Genomic DNA, 25,556 nt, shown 5'->3' with positions numbered 1-25,556 from the left:
AATGACTTCTGTACAACGAACAATTGGTACGCGCTTAAAGAAATTACGTCAAAAGAAAAAAATTACTCAACAAGAATTGAGCCGAAATATTTGTAGTCAAGCTGAAATTAGCAAAATAGAAAATGGGAAAAATTCACCGACGATTGAACTACTTCAAGATGTAGCGAAAAAGCTACGTGTTCCGGTCTCTTTCTTTTTTATGGAGGAAGAAGAGATAGAAGAATTTCACCGAATTGATCATCAAATAACACAATTGATGCGTGCTCAAAAACATGCAGAGATTCTTAAAATCATCCCACAGAAACTAAAAAATACGACTGCAGAAGGCACGAGAATTTTATTGAGATATTATCAATTGATTAATGAAGTGGAAATGAAAAAAATTGATTATCGTACGTGTATTTCTCAGTTATTGAAGTTGGTAAATGATAAATTAATCCTTGAAGAGTACTTTTTAATTTATGTCAGGATTCAGATGGCTGTTGCCGTCCTGTATACTAATAATAAAGAATACATGCATGCGCACAATATTTACAAAGAGACTTTGAAATTAGATTATGTGACCGATGATTATAAAAAATTAATGCTAAAAGTAAAATACAATTATATTAGAAATTTGATTAAACTGAAAAAATTTTCACTTGTGATTGCAGAGTCCACCGAGGGCATTAATGAAAGCAACAAAATGCAAGACATGAGTTATCTGGGGCACTTTTTTTATCAGCAAGGATATGCGCTTGAACAAGTGTGTGCGTCGTCAGAAAAAATTAAAGAAGCATATACGCAGGCTTACGTAGTATTTATTGCTACTGAAAATAAGGCGTATAAAGAAATACTAGATGAATACCTATTCGAGTTAATGTATTTTACGATCGATTAGCGTTCTGCTTATATTGATCGTATTCTAATTGAATTGGTCCTAAAAAAAGTTATCAGCTTACTTTCAGTATGAAGGAAGGAAAGAAGAATGAATTCATTACCACTTTCCATTGGAAACGAAATCAAACGAATTCGAAAAGAAAAAAAATTGACACAAAAACAATTGTGTGATGGGATTTGCAGTCAAGCAGAAATCAGTAAAATTGAGAATGGACGAAATTCTCCAACAATTGATTTATTACAACAAATTGCGAAGCGGCTCCGTGTACCCATATCATTATTGTTTCAGGATCGATTAGAAAGTGAACAATATCGTAAATATGATATGCATTTTTCTCAATTACTTCGAGAAAAAAAGTTCGGGCAATTAGAAGAGGAAATATCTAAAAAAATTGTGAATCAAACGAAAGAACTGACGTTATTAAAGTCTTATTTTGAGATTTTATTAAAATTTAAAATAGCTCATATTGATTATCGAACGGCCTCTTCATTGTTATCTCATCTGACAGAGAAAGAAGACATTTGGTATGAGTCTCCTCAAGTGTTCATTCGAATCAAAATGGCAATTTCTAATTTGTATGCTGAAAATGACCAATTTCATTTATCAGAAAAAGTATATTTAGAATTAGAATCTTTATCATATGATACGTTGGAATTAAAGAAACAGTTATTAAAAATTTATTATAACCATTCGCAACTGCTGACATTTCAAAAAAAATATGATGAAGGAATGGCGTTAACGGAGAAAGCATTAGTAGAAAGTCTCGCTTTGAATGATTCTTCCTTTATCGCTCATTTTTATTATCAACGTGGATACTATAACGAAGTATTAGGAAACATTGAATCGACGAAGCGAGACTATACAGTTGCCTACACGTTATTTCGTACTTTTCATTTAAAGACTTATGAAAAAATTGTACTTAACGGAAAAAAGGACTTTTTATTATTCACATTCTAAAAATCCATCCCAGCCTTCTCACATGCAAAGAGGGCTTTTTGAATCCGTTCTTCGGCTTGATTCGGATATTGTTGGTGCCCTTCGAGAATGATGGATTTGACATCCGTGATTCCGAAAAATTGCAGAATGTCCTGCATATATCGTACGGCATGGTCGGATTCGATTTTATCAGGCGTTGAATAGTCACCTCCACGAGAATGTAAGAGTAGTACACGTTTACCAGTTACAAGTCCGACGGATCCTTCCGCAGTGTAATGAAACGTTTGCCCGGATTGCGCGAGATAATCCATATAGTTATGCAAGGGGGCAGGAACACTTAAATTCCACATCGGAAAAGAAAAAACGATTTTTTCTGATTCTAAGAAACGATTTAAATATTCTTGTAATCGTTCCGCCTGTTCGGCTTCCTCTTGATCGAGCGTTTCCCCTCGAAATAGTTTCGCGGCAGATTTAGCGAGACGTAAATCAAAAAAAGGAAGGCGTTCTTCAAATAAGTTTAGGATGGTAATCTCATCTTCTGGATGTTCCTTGCGATAGGAAGCAAGGAATGCGTTATTCATCTGTGAACTAAGACTTTTCGATTGATGTGTACTATCATTGGCTTCGATAAACAGCAGATGGCTCATCGTTAAGCTCCTTTCTTAGCATATAATTAACACTTCTTTTAATGAATACCCGTTTCTCTTTTCATTTAGACGTTTCCAACTAAATCATTATTTTAGGAAAAATTAGGTTTTATAAGTATGATCTAAAGGAAAAAGACAATTGGATAGAACAGAAAAGAGGGATTCCTATGAAAAATCAGCAGCGACCTTCTTCCGCCAGTCTTCAGTATAATCGAGAAGCAAAAGCGAACTATCAATTGTTTGGCTCCATCATTTTAGTTCTGACGAGCTTGGGTGCGATTTTGTATGTGCTTACTAGTTTACTCAGTACATCCGGCTTGAACAGGTATGACCTTTTACGTGCTGGACTTATTTTTCTCGTAGGCATTTGTCAATTTCTGCTTGGGAAAAGTAATATGCCGGATCGTCTTAAACCCCACGTGATGTCGAGTGTTTTTTTACTAATTCCTTTCATCTATTATCCCTTCCTCGAAAGTGGTGCTCAGACCGTTTGGGCAGCTGCGATTCTTTTTTTACTGAGTTCTCTTGTCGTCATTAATCGAACGATGCTCGTCTATGCGACGGGGACGACGATCATTTCTCTCTTATACATTTGGTTTAATGCACCGAATGTCACGTCCGTTACTAATACAGCAGATTATATCGCACGAATCGGCTTAGTCATCATTGCTGCGCTGATCAGTTTATTGATTCATCGTCAGTACGTGACACGATTAGAACGTAATATCGAGTATCTTTCACGCTTACAAGAGCAAGCCTTTCTTGATCCGGTAACAAAACTCGCTAATCGGTCTTATTTCGTTCTTGAAGTCGAAAAAATTTCAAGCGAAGGAGATGCAATTTGTTTAATTGATTTAGATGACTTCAAAACGGTCAATGATGCCTTCGGTTACCGGACGGGAGATCGCACGTTGCATATGGTTGGGAGTAGACTCATGAATCGTTTTCCCGATTGTTTAATTGCCAAAGCAAGCGGAAGTGCTTTTTTACTTCATGCGAAAGGTCATGCTGGTATTGAACTGCTATGCGAGGAGGTTTTAACATGTGTCGCTGAACGCGTACAAATTGATTTCAAACAAATCAATGTCACAGCGAGCATCGGTGTTTCTTTTATTTATGACGAATCCATTGATCATGTCATCAATGATGCAGAAATTGCATTGTTCACAGCTAAATCGAACCGAAAAAACACGTATGCAATTACGGATGCAGAGACTCAAAATCAGCGTAAGCGAGCGCTTCAGCTGACACGCGATTTGTACGATGCAGAACTCGATCGAGATTTTTTTGTACTGTTTCAACCGCAAGTAGAAGCAGACAGTCACAAAATTACTGGAGCGGAAGCGCTTGTGCGTTGGAATCATCCCAAGTATGGAATGATTTCCCCTTTAGAGTTCATTCCGATTGCGGAGCGGACGCGTTTTATTGAAACGCTAGGAGGATGGGTGATGCGCCGCGCTTGCGCGCAAGGAAAGACGTGGTTGGATCAAGGACATGGAGCGATTACGATTGCAGTCAATGTCTCCCCATGGCAATTAAGGCAACCCGATTTTACCGAAAGAGTACTGACGATTCTTGAAGAGACACATTTTCCGGCATACTTGCTTGAAATCGAAATGACAGAACATATTTTTATCGAAGGAACGAATCAGATTATCGAGACCTTAAACGAACTTCACCTTCATGGGATTCGAATTGCACTTGATGATTTCGGGACAGGTTTTTCTTCAATGCAAACACTCGTAGAATTACCGTTCGACCAGTTAAAGATTCCTAAAGAAATCGTTCAAGAAGCAATCCGTTCAGATGAGAAGCGTGCAATCGTCGAGATGATTATTCAGTTAGGAAGACGGTTAAACATGACGATTGTTGCTGAAGGGGTCGAGTTAGTCGAAGAAGCAAGGTTATTAAATCAGTTAGGGTGCCATACGTTGCAAGGTTATTTGTTCCATAAACCTCTTCAAGCTATACAAATTGAACTCTTTTTAGCTAAGAACTATAGACAAGGCTAAAGCACCGCCCGCTTGACGAGTCGACTTTCCTCGTCAAGCGGGCGGTGCTTTTTATGTCGGTTAAAGATAACGAGCAAAATGACGCTCTAGAACTTCTTGTACAGCTGCAATCAATGCGCAAATTCCCCAATAGATGAAGGCGATTACGAAATAAACCGTCATGTAATCGAATTCGCGTCCACCGACGATTTTTGCACGTTGAAAGATTTCTGGGACGGTAATCATTGCAGCTAAAGAAGACGCTTTGACTAAATCGAGTAAAACGTTCGATAAAGGTGGGATTGCCAAACGAATCGCTTGCGGGAGAATGATTCCGACTAGGACGCGATAAGGAGAGAGGCCGAGAGACTGGGCAGCCTCTCTTTGTCCTTTGTCGACAGACACAATGGCGGAGCGAATGATTTCTGCCATGTACGCAGCACTGTTGAGACTGAAGCCCGTTATCGCTGCTGTTAGCGCATCGAGTTCGATATTGATCACAGGTAAGCCGAAGTACAGCATGAAAAGAATCACGAGGATCGGTACACCGCGCATGAATGAAATATAGAGCGTCGCAGTCAGGCGTAAAAAACGAGACGCTGATAAACGAGCAAGTGCAAGCAACAAGCCGAATATCAGACCTAATCCCATGCTTGCGAATGCAATCCATAATGTATGTCCAAGTCCTCCTAAGATATAGGGAAACGCATCAACCGCTAACTCAGGATTAAACACGGAGCGCCAGTCGACATTGCTCAATTCACATCCACAATCGTCGTTTTGACGTCAGGCATTTTTGAAACATCTTTGTTGGCGTAATATTGCTTTGATAATTTTGCGAGCGTACCGTCTTTTTTCATCGCCTCGATTTGAGCGTTAATGTTTGATTGGAGCTCTTTATTATCAAGATCCATGATGAGACCGACTTGACTCGGATTATAGGCGATGTCCGGGTGGATCGTGATGTCGAAGTCTTTGAAGAAATCGACAGCAAGGCTTTGAAGATAATAGTCGTTCAAGATGACATCCGTTCGACCATTCGAGACGTCGCGGAGATATTGATCGTTCGTTGCATTATCATATGTGACTTCTTTTGCACCATATTTTTTAGCGATTTGCATGTAAGTCGTCGTTGCCTCGCCAGCTGCTTTTTTACCTTTTAAATCCTCAAGAGATTGTATGTCAGATAAATCACTTTTACGAACGATGGCCGTTCCGTACGTATACTTGTAAGGTTTTGAAAATGCGAATTTTGCTTTCCGTTCTTCTGTGATTGTAATATCGTTTGCGGCAAGATCGACTTGTCCAGTATTGACGCTCGTCAACATACCATCGAATGACATCTCTTTGAAGTTTACTTTTAGATCGAGTCGTTTTGCGACTTCTTTAACGACTTCGACGTCAAAGCCAGTCAACTTGTTGCTCTCTTCATCATGAAACGACGTTGGATAAAGTGTTCCGGCAGTAGCTACTGTCAACGTCCCCTCCTTAACGATTTTGTCATATGCTGTCGTCTTCTCTTCTTCCTGACCACAAGCGCTAAGGAAAAGGGTAGTTCCTGCAATCAAGAGCCCTGTCCACTTTACTGAATTTTTCATAACGTACTTCCTCTCTAATCAAAATAATAGATTTCTCTTTATTAAAAATACCACGCTTGAAACACTCGTTGCAAAAAATAAAATTTAAACGAGAATAATTCTTCTGAAAAAATAATTAGAATGATTATTCATCTTTATGTAAGCGTTAACATTGTCTAGCCTCAGGGAATCATAAGTGATTTGGATATAATAGTTTCATTTATACATGGTGGCGAATAATCATAAAAGAGTGTAAAGTATATTTTAACTGAATATACAGAAAATTTAGAACGTGTTAAGGAGAGTGAAATTATGTCATTTCATCAATTGCCTGAACGGCAAGGTTTATATGATCCGAAGCAAGAACATGATGCGTGTGGAATCGGAGTCTATGCGCACCGAACCGGGAGACCGAGCCATGAAATCGTCGAAAATGCACTCGCGATGCTCTGTCAGATGGAGCATCGAGGCGGACAGGGGAGCGATGCGAAAACAGGGGATGGTGCCGGTGTCTTAACTCAAATTCCCGACCGTCTCTTTCGGGAGACATTTCGGAATGTAACCTTACCGAAAAAAGGAGATTATGGTGTCATGATGATGTTCCTGCCTCGGGAGGAACGGTCGAGACAGCGACTCGAACGCGCTTTAGAATCAATTATTTTATCAGAAGGACAACGGGTGATCGAGTGGAGAACGGTACCAGTCTCGAATACAGTGATTGGTGAAAAAGCACGTCAAACAGAACCGGTCATTCGCCAATGCTTCATTGAAGCGAAGGACATTGAAGGGTTGGCCTTCGAACGAACGTTATTCATGATTCGTCGTTCTTTTGAACGAGAAGCAAATCGTCTTGGAATCGAACAGTACGTGCTCAGTAGTTCGAGTGAGACTATCGTCTATAAAGGACTTGTCACTACAGATCAGCTCGGTCAGTATTTTGATGATTTACGTGATGAACGGTACCAATCAGGGTTTGCGATTGTTCACTCACGTTTTAGCACGAACACCTTCCCGAGTTGGAAACGAGCTCACCCGAACCGCTATTTGATTCATAATGGAGAAATCAATACGTTACAAGGCAATATTCAAGCGATGCGTGGACGCGAAAAAAGTCTTGCGAAAACGACGTATGGTCGCCGTGCAGATGATGTGCTCCCAATCCTCGATGAATCAGGAAGTGACTCGTCGATGCTCGATAATGCGTTTGAATTTTTATACTTGTCTGGTTTGACGTTAGCGGAAACAGCTTTAATGCTGGTTCCAGAGCCATTCGAGCATGCGGAAGTACGGCCGGCGAAACGTGCTTATTACGAGTATCACAGCAGTATGATGGAGCCATGGGACGGTCCGTCTGCCATCGTATTTACGAATGGGAAACAAATTGGCGCGACACTTGACCGAAATGGACTCAGACCTGCCCGTTATATCATGATGCGCGATGGTCACTTTATGTTGTCCTCAGAATCAGGTGTCCTCCCGATTCCAGAAAAAGAGATTTTGTATAAGAAACGTTTGATTCCTGGTGAGCTCCTCTTGCTTGACTTTGCTTCCGGTCAGCTGATTTCTGACGAAGAAGTGAAACGGGATCTTGCGATGCGTCATCCTTATGCCGAATGGTTATCAGAAGAACAGATTCAATTACCGACGTTAATGCACTCAGAAACGATTGAGGAATTAGGTACGACGCAACGTCTGTTTGGATACACGCGAGAAGATATCGAGCAATACTTGATTCCTCTCGTCGAGGAAAAAAAAGATCCGCTTGGTGCGATGGGAACGGACATCCCACTCGCTGTATTAAGTGAGCGACCACAATCGTTGTTCCGTTACTTCAAACAATTGTTTGCCCAAGTCACCAATCCACCAATCGATGCGTTACGTGAACAAATCGTCACGTCAACGATGACCTGGCTCGGGCGTCAAGGTGAACTATTGACCCCGAACCGGAAAAACTGTCGTCGGGTCCGCTTGAACTCACCGGTGCTAGTTCCGGCTGAAGCGCATGCGCTCAGTCAAACAAAGTTGAAACAAAAAACGTTATCAACATTGTTTACGAATCAAATGGAAGAAACACTTGAAACGCTCCTCGAAGAAGCGGTTCATGCCGTCGAATCGGGTTGTGAGTTGTTGATTCTTTCTGACCGGAACATTCGACCTGGAGCCATACCGATGCCAATCCTGCTCGTGACGAGTGCCGTGCATCACCATTTAATCCGTAAAGGGCTTCGGACAAACGTCAGTTTAATCATCGAAGGGGGAGAAGTCCGGGAAGTGCATCACTTCGCGGCGCTGCTCGGTTACGGAGCTGACGCAATCTACCCGTACCTTGTATATGCGACACTCGATGAAGCGATTGGTGAAAAACACGCGGACAATGCTGTTCGTTATCGTAACGCCGTGACGGAGGGGGTCGTCAAAGTCATGTCGAAGATGGGGATTTCGACCGTCTTCAGTTATCGGGGGGCGCAGATTTTCGAAGTCGTCGGGATTTCGACGGACGTCATCGATCGCTACTTTACGGGAACAGTCTCTCAACTCAGTGGTCTGTCGCTCGCTTTGATTGAAAAGGAAGCGAAACGTCAACATGAGGAAGGGACGAAACGGACGTTCTTGGAATCAGGTAGTGTCTTCCGGTACCGTAATGACGGAGAACATCATGCGTTCAATCCGGCGACGATCCATTTGTTACAACATGCTTGCCGAACTGGGGACTATCAGTTATTTAAACGGTACTCAAATCAAATTGCAGAAGAACCCGCAACCTTCCTGCGCCATTTGTTGACGTTCAAGGAAACGACACCGATTCCGCTCGAGGAAGTCGAACCCGCGAGTGAAATCGTCAAATTCTTTAAGACCGGTGCGATGTCGTACGGTTCACTATCGAAGGAAGCTCATGAAACACTAGCGATTGCGATGAACCGTCTAGGTGGTAAGAGTAACAGTGGTGAAGGTGGCGAAGAAGAGGAACGGTATCAACTCGACGAAAATGGTGACTCACGGATGAGTCGGATTAAACAGATTGCATCAGGTCGGTTCGGCGTGACGAGTCATTATTTGATCCATGCGGATGAACTCCAGATTAAAGTCGCACAAGGCGCGAAGCCAGGCGAAGGGGGACAACTCCCAGGCGAAAAAGTGTATCCGTGGATTGCGCGGGTCCGTGCTTCGACACCGGGTGTCGGTCTGATTTCACCACCACCACATCATGACATTTATTCAATCGAAGACTTGGCTCAATTGATTCACGATCTAAAGCGGGCAAATGACGAGGCGCGGATCAGTGTTAAGCTTGTCGCAAAAGGAGGCGTCGGAACGATTGCTGCCGGTGTCGCCAAAGGACTTGCCGATGTCATCGTCATCAGTGGGCATGATGGAGGAACGGGGGCTTCCCCGAAGACGAGTATCCAACATACGGGCTTACCGTGGGAACTGGGACTCGCTGAGACGCATCAAACGCTAGCCTTGAATGGTCTGCGGGAACGGGTCAGCTTAGAAACGGACGGTAAGTTACTAACTGGACGCGATGTCGTCATCGCAGCGATGCTCGGGGCGAATGAATATGGATTTGCGACAGCACCATTGATTGCCGTCGGTTGCATCATGATGCGTGCCTGTCATCTAGATACGTGCCCGGTCGGTGTCGCGACACAGGATCCGAAGTTGCGTGAAAAATTCACCGGATCTGCCGATCACGTCGTCCATTTCATGACGTTCGTTGCGGAAGAAGTTCGTGAATATTTAGCTCAACTCGGCGTCCGTAGTCTAGCGGAACTCGTCGGACGGACGGATCTTTTAATGACATCGGATCGTTTGACGAATCACTGGAAAGCAGCCAGTCTCGACTTTTCTCGACTACTTGTTCAACCAACATATGATTCGACGTCGACACAAGCGCAAGATCATGCTGTCGCGAAGTCGTTTGACCACCGTGAAATCGCTCCGTTGCTTGATCATGATGCATTTACGGAAAAACAAACATTTGCGCTTGCGATTACGAATACAGACCGGGCAATCGGTACGAATACCGGATCACGTCTGACACGGATGTTCGGAGAAATGGGCTTACCTTCCGATCGCCTAACATTGAACCTGACAGGATCAGCCGGACAAAGCTTAGGTGCATACGTGCCTCGCGGAATGACGTTGAACGTCGTCGGGGATGCTAATGATTACGTTGGAAAGGGATTATCTGGAGGAATTCTTTCGGTTCGTCCTGATATGAAGACGAGTTTTGTTTCTTCAGAGCAAGTCATCATCGGTAACGTCGCGCTTTATGGTGCGACGAGTGGGGAACTGTACGTCAATGGACAGGCAGGCGAACGGTTCGCCGTTCGAAACAGTGGTGCGACGGCAGTCGTCGAAGGAATCGGGAATCATGGCTTGGAATATATGACGGGCGGGAGTGTCGTCATTCTCGGTGACGTCGGAAAGAACTTCGCTGCCGGTATGTCAGGTGGTGTCGCCTACGTCTTACCGAAAGACATCGCGTTGTTCCGCTCGCGCGTCAATCTCGAGCTCGTCACGATGGGCGCAGTAACAGACACGGAAGAAGCGGCACGCTTAAAAACATTTATCGAACGTCATGTCGTACGGACGAACAGTGAACAAGGACATGCGATTCTTTCAAACTGGGATCATGTTTTGAGTTCGTTTATTCGTGTCATTCCGACGACCTATCAAGTCGTCACGACATTGATGGCCGATTATGCGAAAAAAGGACATAATACGGAAGAAGCGATGTTGTTAGCGTTTGAGACACACCTCGGACGCGGAACGGGAGGTCAATAATGAAAAGACGCGATAAATTCATGAGTGTTCCTCGCCAGTCCGGACGAGAGCGCGCCAGTACAGAACGGATTCAAGACTTTAATGAATATAAAGAAGCATTTTCTGAAAGTGAGGCGTCGGAACAAGCCAGCCGATGTATGGATTGCGGAACCCCGTTTTGTCATGTCGGCGAGACCTATGGACATGTCAAAATTGGTTGTCCGGTCTACAATTTGATTCCCGAGTGGAATCTCCTCGTCGAAGAAGGAGACTTTAAAGGAGCGCTCGAGCGCCTGCATCAAACGAACAACTTCCCGGAGTTCACGGGACGTGTTTGTCCCGCACCGTGCGAAGGTTCATGTACGTTATCGATTAATGAACCGGCCGTCGCGATTAAACAGATTGAGCGTACAATCATCGATATCGGCTTTGAAAAAGGATGGGTCGTTCCGCGGGTGCCATTGAACCGGACGTCCCATCATGTGGCAGTCGTCGGTTCTGGTCCGGCAGGGCTTGCCGCGGCCGATCAATTGAATCAAGCAGGGCACCAAGTCACCGTTTTTGAACGGGAAGATCGTATCGGAGGTCTGTTGACGTACGGGATTCCGGCGATGAAGTTATCAAAAGATATCGTCGAGCGTCGTGTCGATCTGCTCAAAGCAGAAGGCATTCTCTTTAAGACCGGCGTAACGATCGGTCTTGATGTGACGCTGGACGAGCTTGAACAAGCGTTTGATGCCGTCATTCTTTGTGTCGGTGCAACGGAACCAAGAACGTTACCAAATCTTCCGACGAGCGGTGTCGGTTACGCGATGGACTATTTAACAAGCGTGACGCGCCATCTGTTGTCGAATCAATCCCTGCTTGAGCAACACGATACGCGAGGTAAAGATGTTCTCGTCATCGGTGGCGGAGATACGGGAGCGGACTGTGTCGCGACGGCACTCAGACAGGGTTGCCGTTCTGTCGTCCAGTTCGGGAAGCATGAAATGCCAGGTCAGGTCCGGGCGAACGACAACATGTGGCCGGATACACCGAACCTCTTTACACTTGACTACGGTTATGCAGAAGCATTCGATCAATTCGGACGTGATCCTCGCGAATATTTGATCGCGATCACACGTTACACGACAAGTGATTCCGGTCGCTTGACAGGGGTTTGGACGATTCATAATGAAAAAGTAAAGCAAGCAGATGGGTCAATTGAATTCCGAGCAATTGAAGGAACAGAAAAATACTATACGGTCGACTTGATGCTGATTGCAATCGGCTTCAGCGGAGTCGAGCAGACGGTCTTGAATCAACTCATCGTTGAATCAGAGCGAGGGAAAATCAAGACGAAGGGATATGCAACAAATCGGAAGGGTGTCTTCGCTGCAGGGGACGCACGGCGCGGACAGTCCTTGATTGTCTGGGCGATCCGCGAAGGGCGGGAAGTGGCAGAAGCAGTCGAACGACATCTGTCACTGATGACTCAAACGGGCTAATTCATTTAACGTCATGTATGGGAACAGTTAAGTTTCCACACATGACGTTTTTGTTGTTCCTTAAAAAAAGTCTGAAAAATGTCTGTAGAAATTAACATTTTTAATGACACATCCGCTAGGATTAAAGAAAAGAGGTGGGTGATGACGTGAAACGTCTTAAAATCGGATTCGTCTGTGATTCTGGGTTAGTAGGGAGCGTCCTAGGAGCGAACGTGCTACGAAAGCGCCTGCGACAGGAGCAGTTGCAAGTCGATGTTCAGAGTTATCGTCTGAAGGAGGTCCCTACTGAAATACATCTGATTGTCGGACCTGAGAAGATTGTCCGCCAAGTGATGGGGGTGACGGATTATCGCGTATGCATCGTCAATCATCTGTTGTCTGAAGCGGCTTACGATGAAGTGATCACTGTATTAAGAAAAGAGTTGATTAAGGTTGATTGAGTTTTCTACACGAGAACGTGAAGTCTTATTTTATTTGTTGACAAAAACAGAGCCTGTTCAAGTCCAAGAAATTGCAGAAACGCTTGGAACGTCCGAACGGACCATTCAGCGTGAACGAGAACCGATTGCTCAAACAATTGCTTCTTTTCAGTTAGAACTGGATTATATTCGAGGAAGAGGATTAGTGCTCGTTGGGGATGAAAGTGACAAACGGAAGCTCCGAGAGGCATTGTTATTATCACATAAAGCATTACCTTCGACGGATGACCGGCAAGTTGAGCTCACTTATCGTCTCTTACAAGAACCGGGCATGATTAAATTACAGGCACTTGCGCATGCGATGTACATCGCACCGAGTACGATCAGTCAAGATTTAGAGCGGATTGATGAATGGTTTCAACAATATGATTTAGAGTTGCGGCGGAAGAAGGGGATCGGAGCTGAAGTCATCGGCGAAGAAATCAATAAGCGTCGTTTATTGCTTTCGCTTATTTTCACGCAATGGGATGTATTGTCCTTTTACCGGTTGCTCCAAGGGGATCTTAATCAATTACCCGATCTTTTGCATCCGGCGCGTAATCAGTGGGTCGAAGCAATCAATCAATCCTATGCAGTAATCGCTCCCGTAATAAAGCAACAGGAACTGAGCGACCGGTCAATTATGCGAGCCACACTTAGTTTGGCGCTCCAAGCGATTCGGATGGAAATATTTCCAATGCGCTATGAATTGAAAACGTACCCGGTCGAAGTGCTTCAACGGGTAGACATCATCGGACGACGTCTACCCTATGCGTTGACAGTTGCGGAGCGTCAATGGATTTCAGAAGAACTACGCAATTTTCAACAAGATCAACTAGACAGTTCTGAAGAATTGGTCATTCGATTGCGCGTCAAGCGATTGATTGAGGAAGTCTCTCTTTTGTATGGAGAGCAGTTTACAGAAGACAGTGCCCTTGAGCGGGGACTCGTTTCCCATATCATGTCCTATACGCGACAAAACGTCATCAATCCGTCTTATGTCATCAAGCAGATTGAAAGGGAGTATCCACGGCTGTTCGATTCGGTTAAACAGGTGGCGCAAACCGTCTTTTCGGATCAAGCGTTTGCTGATCATGATTTAGCATTTTGGGTGATGCATTTTGGAGCGGTATTAAGTAGACCTGTCGTAAAAGTTCCGTATCGCGTTCTGGTCGTTTGTTCAGCAGGACTTGGCTCTTCCAAATTATTAATGAACCGGTTGCGACAAGAGTTTTTAGAACTTGATCAAATCGAAAATTCTTCCTTGTTCGGGATTGATCGTTTGAATTTAACTGATTACGACTTTGTATTATCGACGGTTCCGTTGCCGGATATCAGTCAACCACATTTACTCGTCAACCCCTTACTTCCGCAAGATGAAGTCGATCGCGTCAGAAAACTGCTTGTCTCGCTTCCGAAATCATTTAAACAACCCGCCCGAAAAGAGGTAAAGGGGTGGTTAGATTTAAAACGATTAGAACAACTTGTGAAAACGGCACGTGAATTGACAGAATTTTTTTCGATTGAGTCGATTGCTTCACAGTCAGAAGGCCTAGAAGAGCTGCTTCTTGAAGTAAGTAATGTGATGGTTATGAAAGATATCGCGCATTCAGCGGTCCAGCTGTCGACACAATTGTTGCGGCGGCATGAAATGTCAGGTCTTGGAATTCCAGGAACACGGCTCGCATTATTCCATGGACGTGACAGTTCAATCAAACAGGGTGCCTTTTTAATTTTCGAGCTGAATCAAGCTATCGATTTGCTCGGAATGGATCAAGTCATCCATCCAGTTGAGCGGATTTTAGTACTTGTCGCGCCCGAACAAGCACCGGATGAACTTCTTCAATTGCTGAGTTCAATCAGTGGTGCAATCATTGAAAGTGAAGAACGGACGACTCAGTTTGAATATGGCGATGAACAACAATTGGACACCGTCCTCAATGAAACATTCCGCAAAGTCATTGAACGGGAGTTGAATGTTACGGAAGTTTGATGTGATGAATGAATCGAATAGACAATGAAAAATGGAATTCGTCTCGTGACGAATTCCATTTTTCATTGTCCGCTGTACTATCTTTTTCACTTGTCCAACTACCTTGCCAAAACGCGAACTAGGAAAGATTGAGTAAGCGTTTGCAAGCAGTATACAATAAACATGTAGCAAAGAACGACTAACTGAATTTAATGAAATGGAGGCTATAGAGATGGCAACTGCAACTAAAGGAATCCGTGGATTACGGGTACAAGTACAACGATTTGGGAGTTTTTTAAGTGGGATGGTCATGCCGAATATCGGTGCATTCATCGCTTGGGGAATCATTACAGCACTATTCATTCCAACCGGTTGGGCTCCAAACGCAAGTTTAGCGGAGTTGGTAGGTCCGACAATCACGTATCTCTTACCGCTCTTAATTGGTTTTACTGGTGGTAAATTAATGCATGACGTTCGAGGGGGTGTCGTCGGGGCGCTCGCAACGATGGGTGTCATCGTCGGGACGGAAATTCCGATGTTCCTTGGAGCAATGATCATGGGGCCTCTCGGTGGATTCGTCATCAAGAAATTTGATCATTTCATCGAAGGAAAAGTGAAACCAGGTTTAGAAATGCTCGTTAACAACTTCTCTGTCGGCATCATCGGTGGTTTGTTGATGATTGGAGGATTTGAAATCTTCGGTCCGATCATGACTGGGTTGGATGATGTCATGGCGGCGGCAGTTGGTGCAATCGTCAGCGCACAATTATTACCACTTGCGAGTCTCTTCATCGAACCCGCAAAAATCTTATTTTTAAATAACGCCATTAACCACGGAATTTTAAGTCCACTTGGTCTCGATCAAGTCAGTGAAGCAGGAAAATCCGTTTTGTTCTTACTTGAAGCGAATCCGGGTCCAGGGCTTGGATTATTACTCGCATACTCAGTCTTTGGTTCAGGTGCAGCGAAAAAAACAGCGCCAGGTGCTGCATTCATCCAGTTCATCGGTGGGATTCATGAAATTTACTTCCCGTACGTACTAATGAAGCCAGTTCTTCTTCTCGGTATGATCGCGGGTGGAATGAGTGGGATTTTGACATTTGTTATATTTGATGTCGGTCTTGTCGCTCCGGCTTCACCAGGTAGTATCATCGCTGTTCTTGCGATGGCAGCACGTGGATCATATGTCGGCTTGATTGCGGGTGTTCTCATCTCTGCAACGGTAACGTTCGTAATTTCTGCTGTCTTACTCAAAACGAGCAAAGCGAAGGAAACGTCACTTGAAGAAGCAACGGCGAATGTCGGTGCAATGAAAGGTAAGAGTTCAATCACGTCATCACTTGTCGCAGCAGATTCTAAAAAATCACTCGCTGAAGTCGAACACATTATCTTTGCGTGTGATGCTGGAATGGGTTCGAGTGCGATGGGAGCTTCCGTTCTCCGGAATAAGATCAACAAGGCTGGCTTGCCGATTAAGGTGACGAACACGTCAATCAGTAACCTGCCAGCAGACGCAGAGTTCGTCATTACGCACCAAGATTTGACGGAACGTGCAGTCGAACAAGTTCCAGATGCAGAACATCGCTCGGTCGAAAACTTCTTGAATGCTGCATATTACGATCAGCTCGTTCAAGAAATTGAAAAGGCACGCAATAAAATTTCTTAAAAATTAGAGGGGGATTTACAATGGCAACAGCAATGAAACTAACAGAAGATATGATTTTACTCGATCAGCAATTCGATTCAGAAGAAGCGGCAATTCGTGCGGCGGGGAAACTCCTCGTCGATCACGGTTTTGTCCGCCCGGCCTATGTGGACTCGATGTTAGCTCGAAACGAAATGTCGAGTGTATATATTGGAAATCATGTTGCGATTCCACACGGTACGGAAGAAGCAAAAAGTGAAGTCGAAAAATCAGGATTATCGATTCTTCAAGTCCCGGGCGGTGTAACGTTCGGTACTGAACCAGCAAAATTAATCATTGGGATTGCTGGTGTTGGTGATGAGCATTTGGAGATTTTATCAAATATCGCAGTGATTTGCTCAGATGAAGACAATGTCGAGCAGTTGATTCAAGCGAAAACGAAGCAAGAAATCATCGAACTGTTATCGATGGAGGTGTAAAAATGAAAGCCGTTCATTTTGGAGCAGGTAATATTGGACGTGGCTTCATCGGATTACAACTTGTGAAGTCAAACTACGAAGTTTGTTTTGTTGACGTCAACACGACCGTAGTAGACGAATTAAAGTCTCGAGGCACATATGAAGTCGGCTATGCAGCTGAAGGAATGGCAAATGAGACCGTAACTGGTGTTACGGCACTCAATAGTATGACGGAAGCAAACGATGTCATCGCAGCAATTGCAGACGCAGAAATTGTTACGACGGCTGTCGGACCAGCACTGCTTTCGAAAATTGCACCCCTGATTGCTAAAGGGTTGGAAAAACGAACAAAAAATCAACCCATTTATGTCGTCGCTTGTGAAAACATGATTGGTGGATCGACACACTTACAAACAGAAGTGGCACGTCATACGACGTTAACTGAAGCTGCAAGTTATTTTCCAAATGCAGCGGTCGATCGTATCGTACCGCTTCAGCGTCATGAAGATCCGTTGTACGTTGAAGTCGAACCATTTTTTGAATGGGTGATTGAAACGAAACGATTGCCGGCAGATTATCCAGTTTTAGAAGGCGTAACATATGTCGAGGAAATTACACCATTCATCGAACGAAAGCTGTTCACTGTCAATACAGGTCATGCACTCACATCGTATCTAGGTGCATTATTCGAAAATGAAACGATTGCCCAAAGCCTGCAAGATCATCGTGTCCGACGCGGGGTCCAGACGGCTCTTTACGAAACAGGATGGTTGTTACTAGAAAAATACGGGTTTGACGCGAAAGAGCATAGTGCTTATATCCAAAAGAATATTCAACGGTTCGAAAATCCGCGGATTCATGACGAAATCGTTCGTGTTGCCCGTTCGCCAATCCGTAAACTCAGTCCGAATGATCGCCTTGTCAAACCAGCGCGTGAATTGATGGAGCGTGGCATCGAAGCGAATGGACTAGCACTCGGAATCGCAGCGGCGTTAACGTATTCTGACCCGAATGATTCGGAATCTGTTGAATTGAAAACATTTATCGAAACAAAGGGGATCGAAGAGACTTTAGTGACGTATCTTGGCCTTCAGCCGAATGAGCGTCTCGGTCAATTAATCATCAGCCAATATAATCAAATCAATGATTCAATCAATTCGCTTGCTTAAGTAGTTAGGGAAGGGTAAAGAAATCGGGCGTGCGTCCTCAGTGATGCACGCCCGATTTCTTTTTAACGATGTCTATTCTTAACATAAATGAACAAGAATTTGTATACGAGATTTGGAATATTCGAAAACGAATATTATTTCCGTCAAATAGATTGTACGCTATAGAAACGGAACCTGTCTGTTTCGATTTTTTCTATAAGAAGGTGGAAACATGCTGAATTATAAAGTGAACGTCTATATGATCAATGGTTCTCGACCAAAGAATGGGAAATCGGGTAGTTTCAAAAATTTGATTTATACGAGTCAGTTTCTTTCCTACACACCTGTCGACTTAGTGCATCAATTGATTTTAAATCGATTGATGATTGAACAAGATAAAAATACAGGATTGATGTATACACTTGAAGTCAATACCGTGATTGATCAATATGTCGTCGATGTCCGTGTTTATGCAGAAAAGACGGTTGATCCGCAAATCGAGCGTGATTTGATTGAAATCATTGAACGTGAAGAAGTCAGACACATCCCATCCCTTGAAATCGGAAAACCAGACTTTGCGGAATTCGCGCATCTCGTTCTTCATGTTAAAGAGTCAAGTTTACGGTTTACCCAAGACCGTGTACAAAGCATCTTCGACGAGTCTGGCGTTCGTGGAAGAATCATTCTTCAAAAGGAACGGATCGATAGCCATGAACCTTCGCATTCAATCCAATTGTTGATCGGTGGTTCGGAAAAAAGTTTATATAGTTTATCGCAGTACCAACTCGATCCGTTGTTCCGGAAATATGGTCTCGTGATTCAATCATTGAATTTATTGCCATTTGACTTATTTTCGATTCGGGAAAAAGTAGCGATGTTATCTTCAGCAGACGAATCACGACTATGGATTGATGATATCACGACTTCTAAGAATGGCAGAAGCCATCAAATTTGTTTTCATGATGGGCAGGAATGCATGACCGTCATCTGTGATTATCGTGGGTCGATTCGTTCGTACAAATGTTCTTGAACTACCTCCACCTACGCTACGCTAAGAGGTGGAAGGTTCCTGAGTGATCCGACCTATCGGTCGAAACTTTATCAGGCTAACCCCGTCGTTCCGACGGTTGAGAGTTAATCTTGTCAGTTTCTTTTGCACGGATGCCTACTTTGCTTGGTTTTCGCTACTTCGGTCATTCGCAAGGTGAACGTTGAAGATTTTACGTGACAGACGAACTCCCTGTCACAACCCTATATCTTCAGTTTTTAAAGAACATAACATTGATTTTATTCCTGATTTTGAGTGTTTTTGAACCAAGAATGTCGTGCAATTGACGTGTCTCAAGACACGTCGCATACATAAGACAAACCTTCATTTCCAAGTGGAAATGAAGGTTTGTCTTATGTATGCGTAAAAAATATGACACTCCATTAGGATTCCGACTGGAATCCCATGACCAATTGGCCAATTTTTTGAGGTTCAGGGCAGCAAAAGTGAGCATGGCCTGCATCGTCACTTTTTTTAACCCGCGGTAGCGAATCCAACGCATGCCATGCTTTTCTTTCGCGTCGGCAAAGACACGTTCGATTGTCTCTTTTCGTCGGGCATACAGCTGCCTATTAACCGGTGTGTGGCGAAGGTGCTCGACTTCGTCGATTGCATCTTGCCAGACATGCCGATGAATCACTTTCTGCATCGTCTGACTTTTCGTATACCGTTCTAGAAATGGACAAGTTTCGCAGATTTTTGGATCTGATACGTACTCCCGTCTTCATTCCCGTGTAGTTGTTCGATAGACAAGCTGCTGATCATTTTCACAGAGATAGCAATCGTAATACGCATCATAATAAAAATGATACTATCGTGAATATTACCTGGTGTGACAATTGTCCCGAGGACAAAACCATTCCGATCACATGCTGTATGAAAGGAATAGGCGAATTGCTTTTCACGCTTCCCCTTCACGTAATATCCTGACTCAGGATCCGTGGTACTCTCCTTCGTCAAACGTCGATCATTCTCGTCCTTCTTCTTGGGGGTAAAACGCTTTTTTTTTCCGTGCGCCTCACAATCATCATTGATTTCTTGTTCCAGTTCATCTTGATAAAAACGTGCTGCACGACGAACATGTTTCTTTTTATATTTCCGCTTATTCGCATTTGCTTTGACGTGTGTCGAATCGATAAACAGGACCACTGGGTCCACGAATCCAGCATCGACGCCTTGGGTCAGAATTTTGTAGAAGATATCTTCAAAAATCGTCGTGTCTTGGAAGCGTCGGACATAGTTTTTTCCGAAGGTTGAAAAATGAGGAACCTTTTCATCCAATCCAAGTCCTAGGAACCAACGATAGGCGACGTTCGTTTCGATTTCTTGGATCGTCTTCCGCATAGAAGGAATACCGAATAAATATTGAAGAAGAGCCATCTTGATTAAGAGAACAGAATCCACGCTAGGTCCTCCGTTATTTTCACAGTACAACTTTTCAACCAATGGATAGATGAATTGAGAGTCCATCACCTGATCGACCTTGCGAACCAAGTGGTCCGCAGGAACCAATTGTTCGAGTGTGACCGTGATGTTTTCAGAACGATGGGGTTGATTTCGTTTTCCCATCATGGGAAACCCTCCTTCGTGGTATATTTCTTTTACGTTATAATATGAAAGAAAGCTAAAAAAGCCTCGATTTCCAATCTAATCGCTTCCTAGTGGAAAGCAAACAGGAGCGACCCTGCAGTGAAGCGAAGCGGCGCGATGTTTGCCACAGGAAGACGATTAGGGAGGAAAGAGAGAGCAAAAAAAGATGGGAGATCACATTCAAGTGACCTTCCATCTAGTTTGTCTACACGCTGTGACGTGTCTCAAGACACGTCTTGCTCGAAGGCGATTCATCTCCTACCTGCGCTGGGCTTCGCCCTGAGACGCTTAGAGGTGGGAGTATTCTCGCCTGATTTTGATAAACGGCAACTAAACGTTTAAGATACCTCTGATTCGGCTAAAACATAATTAGAGCAGAATAGAGAATTGGAGATGATGAACATGTTGTCAGCGAAACAAATCGAGGAATTCAAAGAACGTCTACTTAAGGAAAAAGATAAAACGGAATCGAACATCGAGAACCGTGAAACAGATTACGACGAAGGCGCACTTTCAAGTTATGATAATCATCCTGGAGATTCAGGTGACGAATTATTTTTACGGGAACGGGATCAAGCGATCACGGATTTAGAAACAGACATGTTATCTGACGTCGATCTTGCCCTAGAAGCAATCGAAGAAGGCACGTACGGAATCTGTAAGGTATGTGGAAAAGAAATCGAGCTAGAGCGTCTCGATATCATTCCTGAAACACTCTTATGCATTGATGATGCGAAAGAAGAAGCTGAAAAAAATAGCTTGAATGAGCAACAACGACCGGTCGAAGAGGATGTACTCGATCCATCTGTTACAGCGACGGGAAAAGATATTGATGGAGATACGGATGGCTTTAGTAAAGTCAGTGACTTCGGAAACTCAGACTCGCCGTCAGATAATGAAGATGGCATCGACACGACGCGTTCATAAGAGGTTGATTAAGAGATGCAAGACAGGGGGCGATAATCGTTTCCTGTCTTGCATTTTTCAATCAAAAAAGTTAACGGAAAATTTTGACTTTTCATACTTATTTGTTAGTATGTACATGAGGGGTTTTTTTACGGGGGACCAAAATGAAAGCGCATACAAAAACTTCTCGGGTTGACCATTTTATTTGAGGGAGGAAAACAGTCATGATTTACGAGATTCCAAACACACAAGGGTCAAAAGTACAGTACAGAGATCGTTATGAAAATTTCATCAACGGGAAATGGACGGCACCCGTCAATGGAGAATATTTTGATGACATCACACCGGTCACCGGGAAGGTATTATGCCAAGTCGCGCGTTCGACAAAAGAAGATATCGAATTAGCACTCGATGCCGCACACGCAGCCAAAGAGGCGTGGGGAAAAACATCGGTCGCGGAACGGTCGAACATCTTAAATAAAATCGCCAATCGGATGGAAGAAAATTTAGAACTTTTAGCCTACGCCGAGACGCTAGAAAACGGGAAAGCCGTCCGCGAGACGTTAAACGCAGATTTACCACTGGCGATTGATCATTTCCGTTATTTCGCCGGTGTCATCCGGGCGCAAGAAGGATCTGTCGGGGAACTTGATAACGATACCGTCGCCTATCATTTTCATGAGCCGCTCGGCGTCGTCGGTCAAATCATTCCGTGGAACTTCCCGATTCTGATGGCCGTCTGGAAACTAGCACCGGCATTAGCTGCCGGAAACTGTGTCGTCTTAAAACCGGCAGAACAGACACCGGCAAGTATTTTACTCTTGACTGAAATGATTGAAGACTTGCTCCCGGCAGGCGTCTTAAATATCGTCAACGGGTTTGGTTTAGAGGCAGGGAAACCACTTGCGTCGAGCAAACGGATTGCGAAAATCGCCTTCACGGGTGAAACGACGACAGGTCGCTTAATCATGCAGTATGCGTCACAAAACATTATTCCCGTTACACTTGAATTAGGTGGAAAATCTCCGAACATCTTCTTTGAAGATATTATGGACGCCGATGACGCCTTTTTCGATAAAGCAATCGAAGGGTTACTAATGTTTGTCTTGAATCAAGGGGAAGTCTGTACCTGTCCATCGCGGGCGTTGATTCAGGAGTCGATTTATGAACCGTTCATGGAGCGGGTACTTGAACGCGTCAAAGCAATCAAACTCGGCAATCCACTTGACGGCGACGTCATGATGGGTGCACAGGCATCGAATGAACAAATGGAAAAAATTCTATCTTATCTAGAAATCGGTAAATCAGAAGGCGCAGAATGCCTGATTGGTGGAGAACGCAATCAGATGGACGGCAATCTTGCGGACGGTTTCTACATCCAGCCGACGATCTTTAAAGGGCACAACAAGATGCGGATTTTCCAAGAAGAAATTTTTGGACCGGTTCTGTCCGTCACGACGTTCAAAACGGATGACGAAGCGCTTGAGATTGCGAACGATACGTTATATGGTCTCGGTGCCGGTGTATGGACGCGCGACATGAACCGTGCCTATCGCTTCGGACGGGCGATTGAAGCAGGACGTGTCTGGACGAATTGTTACCATCAGTACCCTGCCCATGCGGCATTCGGCGGTTACAAGATGTCCGGGATTGGTCGAGAAAATCATAAAATGATGCTCAATCATTACCAGCGGACGAAAAACCTTCTCGTTAGCTATAGCCCGAACAAACTCGGTTTCTTCTAAGCGAAGAAAGGAAGTGTCCGTATGGTCGAACGTGTCCTTGCTACAGCGGCGACGCTCGAGTTGAGTGACAAGTTACGAGCAAAGCATGGACCCCTCATCTTTCATCAATCCGGGGGGTGTTGTGATGGCAGTTCACCGATGTGCTTTGCGGAAGGGGATTTATTTCTCGCAGATCACGATTTATTGATTGGGACGATTGGCGGCTGTCCATTTTATATTCATGAAGATCAGTATACGTATTGGAAACACACGCAACTCCTCATCGATGTTGTCGATGGGCGCGGTGGCATGTTTTCGCTTGAAGGGGTCGAAGGGAAACGTTTTCTGACCCGATCCCGTGCCTTTACGGATGAAGAGTACGCTACACTTCAGACTGACACTAGATGACCCCCTTTAAAACATCTGAAACTGCTTCGCGTGAGAGATGTCACCGAGGCAGTTTTAGGTGTTTTTTCATTTGCTGTGTGAGGGGAACGTTAGCACGAAATTTGGTTTCTCTATGCGAAGAGCGGTATAATAAAAGCAACATTTTTTAAAAGGAGGTCTTGTTGATGGTTGAGTTTACACGATTGACGTCCATTGATGCCGTGCAGTCCTGGTATTCGGTTCAGGGTGCTAGTTTTTTATACGTCTCAAGCCCGAATTGTTCCGTCTGTGAATCCTTGTTCCCACAAATCGAACCCATCATGTTGGAACACCCAGAAATTCGATCGGCGCGTGTCGATGTATCGGACGTTCCCGAAATTGCAGGAGCGTTATCCATTTTCACCGCCCCTGTCTTACTTTTGTTTTTAGACGGAAAAGAGATGCACCGCGAGGCACGAATCGTCCCAATCGAACGATTCCGTCGACGTGTGGAGCAGATTGGTGAATTTGTAAAATCAGAAATCATCGATTTAGAAAATTAATCGTTAACTGAAGGAGGAAGAAGATGAGGTATCCATTTTTCGGCTGGACAGGGCAAACAATTGGTATAACAGCATTATCTTCCGGCTTACCTGATGCGCTCCATCCTTTACTCGAAGAATCCAAGTTACGTTTAGAGGACCGGCAGATGGAGACGATGATTGGTGATACGGTTTGGACACAAAAGAAAGCACAGAGTACAACAGCAGCGGTTCGGGCATCTGAATTGATGCAGATGTTCCAAAACCCAGATATCGATGCGATCCTGCCGCCGTTTGGTGGCGAACGCGCCTTGGATGTATTACCGCATCTAGACTTTTATGAACTGCCGGTGAAATGGTTACTCGGATATTCAGATACGAGTACGGTCTTGTTCGCAATTACCGTAAAAACGGGGATTGCGACAGCACATGGTCCGAACGTGCTTGAGTTGAGAAGTGAAGAATGGGACGAGACGACAGCTGCTTGGCGTCGCGTGCTTGCAACACCGCGTGATGGTTCCGTGACCCAGTGGATGTCGACAAGGTTTCAAACAGCCTGGAATCACGACGTCCGCCCTGAGCGCTTTATGTTCCATTTCGATCAACCGACGGAATGGAAAACTCTGAATCCATCCATCACTCAGGTGACGGGTCGACTTCTCGGAGGATGCCTCGAAACCGTCCGTCATTTAATCGGTACGCCTTATGGCGATGTCCGTGCATTTCAAGAACAACAACTCGAGGGTGAACCGATTCTTTGGTACTTCGAAGCCTGTGAAGCCAGCGCGACTGATCTTCACCGTTCCTTGATGCAGATGCATCTTGCCGGCTGGTTTGATAACGCAACTGGTATTTTGTTTGGTCGAACAAGCGCAGGGCAGGCAATCGAAGACTATGCATTACTGGATGTCTACCAAATGATTGCAACAGAGACAGGACTGCCGATTTTTTATGATTTCGACATCGGTCATCAGCCGCCCCAATTGACACTCGTCAATGGTGCGACGGCAACAGTGACGCTTCAAGGAAAAGATTCACGGCTTGATATGACATTCAACTAAGGAGATTTCATATGGCGACACGACATTTTCAATCGCTTGGTGCATATAAGCGAATCTACATCAATCCGGAAACACGCCGGATGACGTTACCAGAACCTTTTTATGATGCACTCGGACTGACGGATGAAGTAATGATTGCGCAAGTCGGACAAGTCCTCGTCATGCGCAATCCAGACGAGATGGTCGAGATGGAGACCGAATTATTATCGCAAATCGTTGAAGAAGGATTTGCGGGGCAAGAGCTCATTCGCGAATTCGCTTACCGGAAGGCCCAGCATGAACAACGGTTGCGCCAGCACATATTACAAGATGATCATCCAGAGTCGTCAGCTCAACTAGAAATCGAACTATAA

At 44.4% G+C, this 25,556-nt stretch carries 20 protein-coding genes and 1 pseudogene; 17 read left to right on the top strand and 4 right to left on the bottom strand.

The window, feature by feature from the left end; all coding sequences use genetic code 11:
• Position 1 precedes the first annotated feature (1 nt).
• On the top strand, positions 2–880 hold the full coding sequence (locus A0126_RS08470) for a helix-turn-helix domain-containing protein (RefSeq protein ID WP_088837271.1): 879 nt from the start codon (positions 2–4) through the stop codon (positions 878–880).
• A gap of 87 nt (positions 881–967) precedes the next feature.
• On the top strand, positions 968–1,837 hold the full coding sequence (locus A0126_RS08465; protein WP_088837270.1) for a helix-turn-helix domain-containing protein: 870 nt from the start codon (positions 968–970) through the stop codon (positions 1,835–1,837).
• Here the strand turns inward: A0126_RS08465 and A0126_RS08460 are convergent.
• Entirely contained in the window at positions 1,834–2,463 is a 630-nt protein-coding gene (locus A0126_RS08460) for an FMN-dependent NADH-azoreductase (RefSeq protein ID WP_088837269.1), read from the bottom strand. The two genes, A0126_RS08465 and A0126_RS08460, sit on opposite strands and share 4 nt — an antisense overlap.
• A 167-nt stretch (positions 2,464–2,630) precedes the next feature.
• Here A0126_RS08460 and A0126_RS08455 point away from each other — a divergent pair, with 167 nt between their 5' ends.
• Positions 2,631–4,475 carry a putative bifunctional diguanylate cyclase/phosphodiesterase gene (locus A0126_RS08455; protein ID WP_088837268.1) on the top strand — a complete coding sequence of 615 codons (1,845 nt, stop codon included), beginning with the start codon at positions 2,631–2,633 and terminating at the stop codon, positions 4,473–4,475.
• Between the two features lie 60 nt (positions 4,476–4,535).
• Here A0126_RS08455 and A0126_RS08450 read toward each other — a convergent pair whose 3' ends face one another.
• Positions 4,536–5,213, bottom strand: coding sequence for an amino acid ABC transporter permease (locus A0126_RS08450; protein WP_088837267.1), 678 nt, complete (start codon positions 5,211–5,213; stop codon positions 4,536–4,538).
• Positions 5,210–6,052, bottom strand: a complete 843-nt coding sequence (locus A0126_RS08445) for a transporter substrate-binding domain-containing protein (RefSeq protein WP_088837266.1) — start codon at positions 6,050–6,052, stop codon at positions 5,210–5,212. The genes A0126_RS08450 and A0126_RS08445 overlap by 4 nt, the downstream gene beginning before the upstream one ends.
• A gap of 291 nt (positions 6,053–6,343) precedes the next feature.
• On the opposite strand from A0126_RS08445, the gene gltB reads away from it, so the two are divergent.
• The 8 genes from gltB to A0126_RS08405 all read left to right on the top strand — a co-directional run bounded on the left by gltB (position 6,344) and on the right by A0126_RS08405 (position 18,996).
• Positions 6,344–10,819, top strand: coding sequence for a glutamate synthase large subunit (gene gltB / locus A0126_RS08440; protein ID WP_088837265.1), 4,476 nt, complete (start codon positions 6,344–6,346; stop codon positions 10,817–10,819).
• Positions 10,819–12,285 carry a glutamate synthase subunit beta gene (locus A0126_RS08435; RefSeq protein WP_088837264.1) on the top strand — a complete coding sequence of 489 codons (1,467 nt, stop codon included), beginning with the start codon at positions 10,819–10,821 and terminating at the stop codon, positions 12,283–12,285. Before gltB ends, A0126_RS08435 begins: the two co-directional genes overlap by 1 nt.
• 146 nt (positions 12,286–12,431) lie before the next feature.
• Positions 12,432–12,725 (top strand): PTS sugar transporter subunit IIB, encoded by a 294-nt coding sequence (locus A0126_RS08430; protein WP_088837263.1) that lies wholly within the window; start codon positions 12,432–12,434, stop codon positions 12,723–12,725.
• Positions 12,718–14,736, top strand: coding sequence for a BglG family transcription antiterminator (locus tag A0126_RS08425; protein ID WP_088837262.1), 2,019 nt, complete (start codon positions 12,718–12,720; stop codon positions 14,734–14,736). The genes A0126_RS08430 and A0126_RS08425 overlap by 8 nt, the downstream gene beginning before the upstream one ends.
• 211 nt (positions 14,737–14,947) lie before the next feature.
• Entirely contained in the window at positions 14,948–16,381 is a 1,434-nt protein-coding gene (locus A0126_RS08420; RefSeq protein WP_088837261.1) for a PTS mannitol transporter subunit IIBC, read from the top strand.
• A 20-nt stretch (positions 16,382–16,401) separates the two neighbouring features.
• Positions 16,402–16,839, top strand: coding sequence for a PTS mannitol transporter subunit IIA (locus A0126_RS08415; protein ID WP_088837260.1), 438 nt, complete (start codon positions 16,402–16,404; stop codon positions 16,837–16,839).
• A gap of 2 nt (positions 16,840–16,841) precedes the next feature.
• Complete coding sequence (locus tag A0126_RS08410; RefSeq protein WP_088837259.1) at positions 16,842–17,987, top strand: mannitol-1-phosphate 5-dehydrogenase; 1,146 nt, start codon at positions 16,842–16,844, stop codon at positions 17,985–17,987.
• A gap of 211 nt (positions 17,988–18,198) precedes the next feature.
• Positions 18,199–18,996: a hypothetical protein gene (locus tag A0126_RS08405; RefSeq protein ID WP_088837258.1), complete on the top strand. Its 798-nt coding sequence runs from the start codon at positions 18,199–18,201 to the stop codon at positions 18,994–18,996.
• Between the two features lie 229 nt (positions 18,997–19,225).
• Here the strand turns inward: A0126_RS08405 and A0126_RS08400 are convergent.
• Positions 19,226–20,586: pseudogene (locus A0126_RS08400) on the bottom strand (transposase).
• A gap of 420 nt (positions 20,587–21,006) precedes the next feature.
• Here A0126_RS08400 and A0126_RS08395 point away from each other — a divergent pair.
• From A0126_RS08395 to A0126_RS08370, 6 genes are all read left to right on the top strand, one after another.
• A complete protein-coding gene (locus tag A0126_RS08395; RefSeq protein WP_088837257.1) occupies positions 21,007–21,531 on the top strand; it encodes a TraR/DksA C4-type zinc finger protein in 525 nt (174 codons plus the stop codon).
• A gap of 203 nt (positions 21,532–21,734) precedes the next feature.
• The gene (gene adh / locus A0126_RS08390) at positions 21,735–23,255 is read left to right on the top strand and encodes an aldehyde dehydrogenase (protein WP_088837256.1); all 1,521 of its coding nucleotides are present in this window, start codon (positions 21,735–21,737) and stop codon (positions 23,253–23,255) included.
• Positions 23,256–23,276: 21 nt separating this feature from the next.
• Positions 23,277–23,642 (top strand): DUF779 domain-containing protein, encoded by a 366-nt coding sequence (locus A0126_RS08385; protein ID WP_088837255.1) that lies wholly within the window; start codon positions 23,277–23,279, stop codon positions 23,640–23,642.
• A gap of 164 nt (positions 23,643–23,806) precedes the next feature.
• Positions 23,807–24,163, top strand: coding sequence for a thioredoxin family protein (locus A0126_RS08380; protein ID WP_088837254.1), 357 nt, complete (start codon positions 23,807–23,809; stop codon positions 24,161–24,163).
• Positions 24,164–24,186: 23 nt separating this feature from the next.
• The gene (locus A0126_RS08375; RefSeq protein WP_088837253.1) at positions 24,187–25,203 is read left to right on the top strand and encodes a S66 family peptidase; all 1,017 of its coding nucleotides are present in this window, start codon (positions 24,187–24,189) and stop codon (positions 25,201–25,203) included.
• 11 nt (positions 25,204–25,214) lie between these two features.
• Complete coding sequence (locus tag A0126_RS08370) at positions 25,215–25,556, top strand: hypothetical protein (protein ID WP_088837252.1); 342 nt, start codon at positions 25,215–25,217, stop codon at positions 25,554–25,556.

The organism is Exiguobacterium sp. N4-1P, from assembly GCF_002214325.1.
The sequence above is the reverse complement of the archived record's forward strand: the minus strand, read 5'-3'. Positions and strand labels throughout refer to the sequence as shown.